Annotated in this window: 6 protein-coding genes; 1 reads left to right on the top strand and 5 read right to left on the bottom strand. The window is 69.3% G+C overall.

Features of this window, described 5'->3' with window-relative positions:
* From HC022_RS16970 to lptF, 5 genes are all read right to left on the bottom strand, one after another.
* A partial coding sequence (locus HC022_RS16970; protein ID WP_175583624.1) for a peptidylprolyl isomerase occupies window positions 1-720 on the bottom strand: 720 nt, incomplete at its 3' end.
* Complete coding sequence (locus tag HC022_RS29870; RefSeq protein ID WP_368484684.1) at window positions 711-1,706, bottom strand: LPS-assembly protein LptD; 996 nt, start codon at window positions 1,704-1,706, stop codon at window positions 711-713. The genes HC022_RS29870 and HC022_RS16970, both read right to left, overlap by 10 nt.
* On the bottom strand, window positions 1,696-2,889 hold the full coding sequence (locus tag HC022_RS29865; RefSeq protein ID WP_368484683.1) for an LPS-assembly protein LptD: 1,194 nt from the start codon (window positions 2,887-2,889) through the stop codon (window positions 1,696-1,698). The genes HC022_RS29870 and HC022_RS29865 overlap by 11 nt, the downstream gene beginning before the upstream one ends.
* Window positions 2,890-3,984: an LPS export ABC transporter permease LptG gene (gene lptG / locus HC022_RS16960; protein ID WP_089960540.1), complete on the bottom strand. Its 1,095-nt coding sequence runs from the start codon at window positions 3,982-3,984 to the stop codon at window positions 2,890-2,892.
* A complete protein-coding gene (gene lptF / locus HC022_RS16955; RefSeq protein WP_167453213.1) occupies window positions 3,981-5,099 on the bottom strand; it encodes an LPS export ABC transporter permease LptF in 1,119 nt (372 codons plus the stop codon). Before lptF ends, lptG begins: the two co-directional genes overlap by 4 nt.
* A gap of 148 nt (window positions 5,100-5,247) precedes the next feature.
* Here lptF and HC022_RS16950 point away from each other — a divergent pair.
* Window positions 5,248-6,265 (top strand): M17 family metallopeptidase (locus HC022_RS16950; RefSeq protein WP_167453212.1); only part of this gene is annotated, 1,018 nt, incomplete at its 3' end.

Below are 6,265 nucleotides of genomic sequence, written 5' to 3'. Positions count from 1 at the left end.
GAGGATCATCGGACGCAGCTGCGGCGGCAGCTCGTTCAGCTCGCGCCACGGCAGGCGGCCGCCAGCGTCACGGGTCGCGGTGGCCGAATACTGCCGCGCCTGCGCCGAGAACTCGGACTCGGAGGTCATCTGGGCGATGCGCTCGGCCCGGGCGCGGACCTCTTCGACGTTCTGCGGCGAGAGCGGCATGATGATCTCGGAGAGCAGCACGCGCACGGTCGAGCTGCCGCCATTGCCGGCAAGCGCGCGGTCGACTTCGGCCGGGCTTACCTGCGACTGCTGCACGAAGCGGCTCTGCACCAGCGAGCGCCACGCGGCACCCGCGCGCACGAAGTCGCGGAAGGTCTGCTCGGCGACGCCCGCACGGCCGAGCGCTGTGACGAATTCCTCGCGGCTCAGCTGGGCGCGGCCGGCGAATTCGGACATGCCGTCGAGGATCTCTTCCTCGGTGGGTTCGATGCCGGCGTTCTGTGCCGCCTGCAGCCGCAGCCGGTCGTCCACGAGCTGCTCGCGGGCGAGATCGTTGGTGTTGCCGGGGGCGTTCAGCAGCGTCAGCATGCGCGCGCGCTGGTCGAGCTCGTAACCGGTGATCACCATTTCATCGACGATGATCGCCGGGGCGAAGAGGTTCTGTGCCGGCGCCGCCACGGGCGACACGGTCAGCGCCAGACCCGCTGCCAGGGTAAGGGCGCGGAGGATCCGTGCGGGTGTCAGTTGCATGTGCGTCGATACTCCTTGTCGCTGCCGGCGGTGCCGAAGCCTGTCAGGGCGACCGTGAGGCCGAAATCCGTGGACGGTTCGAGGTTTGTCGCGGAGGCGAACTTGCGTATCACCGAGAAATCCACCTGCACGCATTCATTGCGGTATTGCAGTCCCAGGCCGGTGCGGTCAAGCCGCCGGTCCGCGAGGTCGTAGCGCCATTCGGCCGAGGTCGTCCAGTTGGTGCTGAACCTGTAGCTGCCGTCGAAGCCCCATTCGGCCTGACTCTCGTCGCGGTCCTCGAGCGGATCCTCTACCAGCATGACGTGGGTCGCGCCAAGGTCGACCCGGTCGTTGGCCCACGAGGCGCGGGCCTCGGCCTTGTCGAACTGCGCGTCCTCGTCGAGCAGCCCGCGGGCGGTGATGCTGAGCCCCAGCGGGTTCGCGAAGCCGCCCGCGATGAGCCAGTCCGAGCTGTCGCCATCAAGCCCCGACGAGCGGCTGAGATCGTCGTCGGGCTCGGCCCGCCAGACCCGGCCGACGGTCATGCCGGCGGTCCAGCCGCCCGGCGCCTCGTGCAGCCAGCGCACGCCCGCGGCGGCCAGCCGTCCGCGCTCGCGCCGGTCCGAGGCCGGGTAGCGCGACAGCGACAGCAGGTTGGCCTCGTCGAACTCGACGCGGGTGCTCTCGTCCCTGGCGATGTTGGGACGGTCGCCACCGACCCAGCCAAGCTGCGCCACCGGCTCGAGCAGGGTGTGCCCGCCGATGGCGTCGCGGCGGATCAACGGCCAGCGCAGCTCGACCGCGGCGGCGGGGGTGAGCTGCGCGGCGTTGGAAGCCGAGGTCGAATCCTCGGCCACGGCGTAGCGGTCGGCCCAGAGGTAGCCCTCGACCCCGGCACGGATGCCGCCAGGCAGGGTCCAGGTCCGGCGCCAGCTGGCCTCGGCGGTCAGGCGCGAGACGTCACGGCCGTCGACCACGCCGTCGCCGTCCTTGTCAAAGTCGATGTCGGAATAGCGGTAGTGGCTGTGAAGCGCGGTGCCGAGTCGCAGCTCGCCGCCGATGCGGTCCGGGAAGAAGCGCTTCTCGTACTCGGCGTTGACGACGATCGAGGGCTGGGTGTCGTTCTCTTCCGAGGCGCAGGGTCTCGAAGTGGGTGATGTCGCCCTGCAGGAAATCGTCACGCCGCGCGCGGGTCAGGGTGACCGAACTCTCGAGACGTTCGCTGGGGCCGTAGTCGTATTCGTTGAAGTAGGAATCGTCGGACACCGACTGGATGTCGAACTCCAGCGTGAAGTCGCCGGTCAGCCCGAATTCGCCCTCGGCGAAGAGGTAGCCGCGGGTGGCATCGGGCACCAGCGTGTCGCGCGTCACGGCACCGTTGAGCTCGATGGTGCCGTTGCTGAAGGCCCGGCGGTAGCGCGCCTCGAGCGTGCGGGTCTCGGGCGAGACATAGGGCGTGAGCGTGATGTCCTGATGGTCGCCGAGCGGGATGAAGTAGGGCACCCGGATGCCGGTCCCGAGCAGCGAGGTGCTGCGGAGCGTCGGCGTCAGGAAGCCGCGGGCCCGCTTCAGCGAGGGGTCGGGCAGGCGCAGCTGCGGCCACCAGAACACCGGCACGTCGAGCACCCGCAGCTGGGCGCCCTCGAACCAGAGCTGGCGCTCTTCCTCGTCGTGGATCACCCGGTCGGCGCGGATCTGCCAGAGCGGCACCTCGTTGCGGCCGCAGACCTGGCACGAGGTCACGGCAACGCGGCTGAGCTGGGTATAGCGGCCGCCGACGCGCTGCGCCTCGACCGAGGCCAGCTGCAGCTGGTCGTCCATCACCATGCGGGCGCCCTTGAGCATGCCGTCGCGCAGCCCCTCGTTCATCTCGGCGGCATCGGCGAGCAGCAGGTTGCCGGTCTCGTCGGTGATCCGGATCGGGCCCTCGATGGTGAGCGTGCCCTTGTCCTGGTCGAAGAGGATGCGGGTCGCGGTCAGCCGCAGCCCGTCGTGCAGGGCCTCGACATTGCCGCTGGCAATGAGCCGTGAGCTGTCCTCGACGAAGACGCTGTCGGCGACCAGCAGGGCGGGCTCCGTGTCGTCGTTCTGGGCGTTGGCGGCGAGCGTCGTGGTCTGTGCGGCAAGCGTGCCGGGCACAGCAACGGCCAGAAGGGCCGCGACGCAGAACTGGCGGGCGACGCGCATTCAGCCGTCCTCCATCTGCAGGACCAGACCCAGCGCCAGCATCAGCGAGGCGACGGGCGGGACCCAGGCGGCGAAAAGTGGCGGCAGCTGGCCGTTCTCGCCCATGATCTGCGCGAAGTTGCGCACGTAGTACAGTCCGAAGCCCAGCAGCACGGCGGCAAGCACGTAGAGCCCCGTCCGTCCCAGCCGCGCCGGCCGCATGGTGAACCCCGCCGCCACCAGCACCATGGCGACAAGGAAGATCGGACGGGCCAGCTCCATCTGGAACCAGACCTCGTGACGGCGGGCCGAGAAGCCTGCCTGTTCGAGCCCGTTGATGAAGTCCGGCAAATCCCAGATCGCCACCGCCGAGGGCTTGCCGAAGCGATCGCGGATGTCGTTCTGCGTGAGATCCGAGGCGATGCGCAGCCGGGCGTGGCGCTCGGCCGCGGCCTCGGGGTTGGCGCGGGTGCCGAGCGGCCAGACCTTGGCGTCGCGCAGCGCCCAGGCGCCGTCCTCGAGCGCGGCCTCGGCGGCCTCGACGCGGCGGATGGGGCCGCCGTCCTCGGCGTATTGCAGGAAGCTTACGTCGTAGAGCACGGTGGCATCGGGGTTGGCGCGGGCGGCGCGGATCACCGCCTGTCCGTCCGAGCTGCCCTGGCGCAGCCACAGGCCTTCCTTGCCGATGGAGATCACCGAGGCGCCGTCGTTCTCGTAGCTCTCGGCGAGGTCGCTCGCACGCTTCGAGGTGGCGGCCACCAGCGGGTTCAGCATCGCCACGGTGACGCCGCTGATCGCCAGTGCCACCATCATCGGCCCCATGAGCGCGGTCAGGCCCGAGCGGCCGGCGGCGCGCACCACCACCAGCTCGGAGCTGCGCGCCAGCATCAGGAACAGCGCCGCGGTGGCGAGGATCATCACCAGCGGCAGGATCTCGTACATGCCCTCGGGCAGGCGGAGCGCGGTGATCTGCACCTTCTGGGCAAAGCTGATGTCGCCACCGAACTTGCGGATCTGCTCGACGAGATCGACCAGCCCGACGAAGATCGCGAAGACCGAGAGGATCGACATGAACATCCAGAAGAAGCGCCGGGCGAAGTAGCGGTGCAGGATCATGCGGCGGCCCCCTCGGGGGCGGGCGGTGCGGCGCGGCCCGGGCGGAACGACCGCGACGAGCGCTGCAGCAGGACGCCCGCGATGATCAGGCCGACGATGCTTGGCAGGTAGATCAGCGGCCAGAGCGCAGCGTTGGCGTGCACCGGCGTCGTGACGATGCTCTCGACGATCTTGATGAAGACCAGCAGGAAGATCGCGCCGACGATCTGCTTTGTCACCCCGAAGCGCGAGAACCCGCCGGTCATCAGCGCCGCGTAGCCGATCAGTGCCGCCACCACGCAGAGCAGCGGCTGCTCGAAGCGCATGTGCGCTTCCTCGAGCACTTCGCCCACGCTGTCCTTGACCTCTTCCGAGACCGCCTCGGTGTCGGTCAAGAGCTCCCAGGTCGAGATCTGCCGGGCGCGGCGGCGCGGCGGGCCGTTCTGGGTGACGAGCCCCGAGATATCATAGGTCAGGTTCTCGAAATCGGTGGTCGAGAGCGTCTGGTCCTCGGCCCGCAGGGTCTGTGCCAGCCCCGAGCGCATGGTCAGCTTGGGGCCGTCGTCGTCGCGCAGCACGTAGGCGCTTTGCGCGGTGTAGGCAATCGCCCGGTCCGGGTCGCGCCGGTCCGACAGGAACACGTCGCGCAGCTCGCCCTCGGGGGTGATGTCGCGGATGTAGAAGGTCACGCCCCTGGTGGGGTGCAGGAAGGTGCCCTCGTGCAGCAGCCGGGCCGAGACCGAGCCCGAGATCTCGGACTCGCGTTCGCGCAGCTGGCCGATGGAGGCGGGCACCAGCACGTGGCTCAGAATCGCCATCATCGCGCCGATGATCGCGCCGAAGACCAGCACCGGCCGCGCCAGGCGCCACGGCGACAGGCCGGTTGCCTGGAGCACCGTCAGCTCGGACTCGTTGGACATGCGGTTGGTGACGTAGACCGCGGCGCCGAACGCCGCCATGGGCAGCACGATGGCCACCACCCCGGGCAGCGCCAGCAGCGTGAACTCGAGGAAGATCCCCGCGGTATGGCCATTCGCGATGAGCTCGTCGAACAGTCCGACCGACCGGTTGAGCCAGTAGACCATCACAAGTACGAGAGCGAAAAAGCCACCTCCCCCCCTCGGTTGCGACAGCATGTATCTGTCTCTTCTCTCCCCTCCTGCGTTCCCCCGAGATCCTGTTTCCGACCGAGCCTAGTCGAACGGTGTGTGCGGGAAAAGGTGGCTCTGGTCAATGCCACCCGGCGGGACTACCACTTAGGGCCAAAGACAACAGGAGAGCATGATGACCGATCTGCGCGAGATCACCTTTGCCGAAACCGACCTCGATGCGCTGAAAGACGCCGAGGGCCGGGTCGCGGTATTCGTCAACGGCGCGGGCCAGCTTGGCCGCGGGGCACGGCGGCTGAACCGCCTGACCCGGGGTGCCGTGGAGCGGGCCGTGGCGGGCGAGGCCTTTGCCAAGGCTTCGCAGGGCGACGTGGTGACCCTCGCGTTCCCGGTGGGGATGGCGGCGGATGCGGTCGACATCATCAAGCTCGAGCGTCGCGGCGACGTGGCAGAGGCCCGCAAGGCCGGTGCCATCGTCGCGCGGCTTGCCGGCAGCAGCGCCGTCCCCGTGCTGGGCGAGACCCTGCCCCGCCTGCCGGAGCTGGTGCTTGGCCTCGCGCTGCGCGGCTACGGCTTCACCGCCCGCCGCAGCGACAAGGGCAAGCCGCTGGCGCCCGCGCGCATCCTCTGCGGCAAGCCCCACGAGACCGAGGCGGCCTGCAAGGCGGCGCTGGCCGTGGCCGAGGGCGTCTTTTTCACCCGCGATCTTGTGAACGAACCCGCCAACGTCCTGACCACCACCGAGTTCGCGACCCGGCTCGAGGGCCTGCGCGATCTCGGCGTCGAGGTCGAGGTGCTGGAAGAGGACAAGCTCGCCGAGCTCGGCATGGGCGCGCTGCTCTGCGTCGGGCAGGGCTCGGTCTCGCCCTCCAAGGTCGTCTCGGGTGTCATGAAGGCGCTGGCCCTGCGCAGGGCGCCGGCCCACGTGGTGGGTCTTGTCGGTCTGGTCGAGAACATGCCCTCGGGCAGCGCCGTGCGTCCGGGCGACGTGGTGACCTCGATGAAGGGCGACACGATCGAGGTGATCAACACCGACGCCGAGGGGCGGCTCGTGCTCGCGGACGTGCTCTGGTACGCGCAGGAGCACGTGAAGCCCGCGGCCATGGTCGATCTCGCCACCCTTACCGGTGCCTGCATCATCGCGCTGGGGCACGAGAACGCCGCAGTGCTGTCGAATGACGACGGTCTCGCCG

The sequence above is a fragment of the Salipiger sp. HF18 genome, from assembly GCF_011806505.1.
Lineage (GTDB): Bacteria > Pseudomonadota > Alphaproteobacteria > Rhodobacterales > Rhodobacteraceae > Salipiger > Salipiger thiooxidans.
This window is presented reverse-complemented; position numbering and strand designations above follow the sequence as displayed.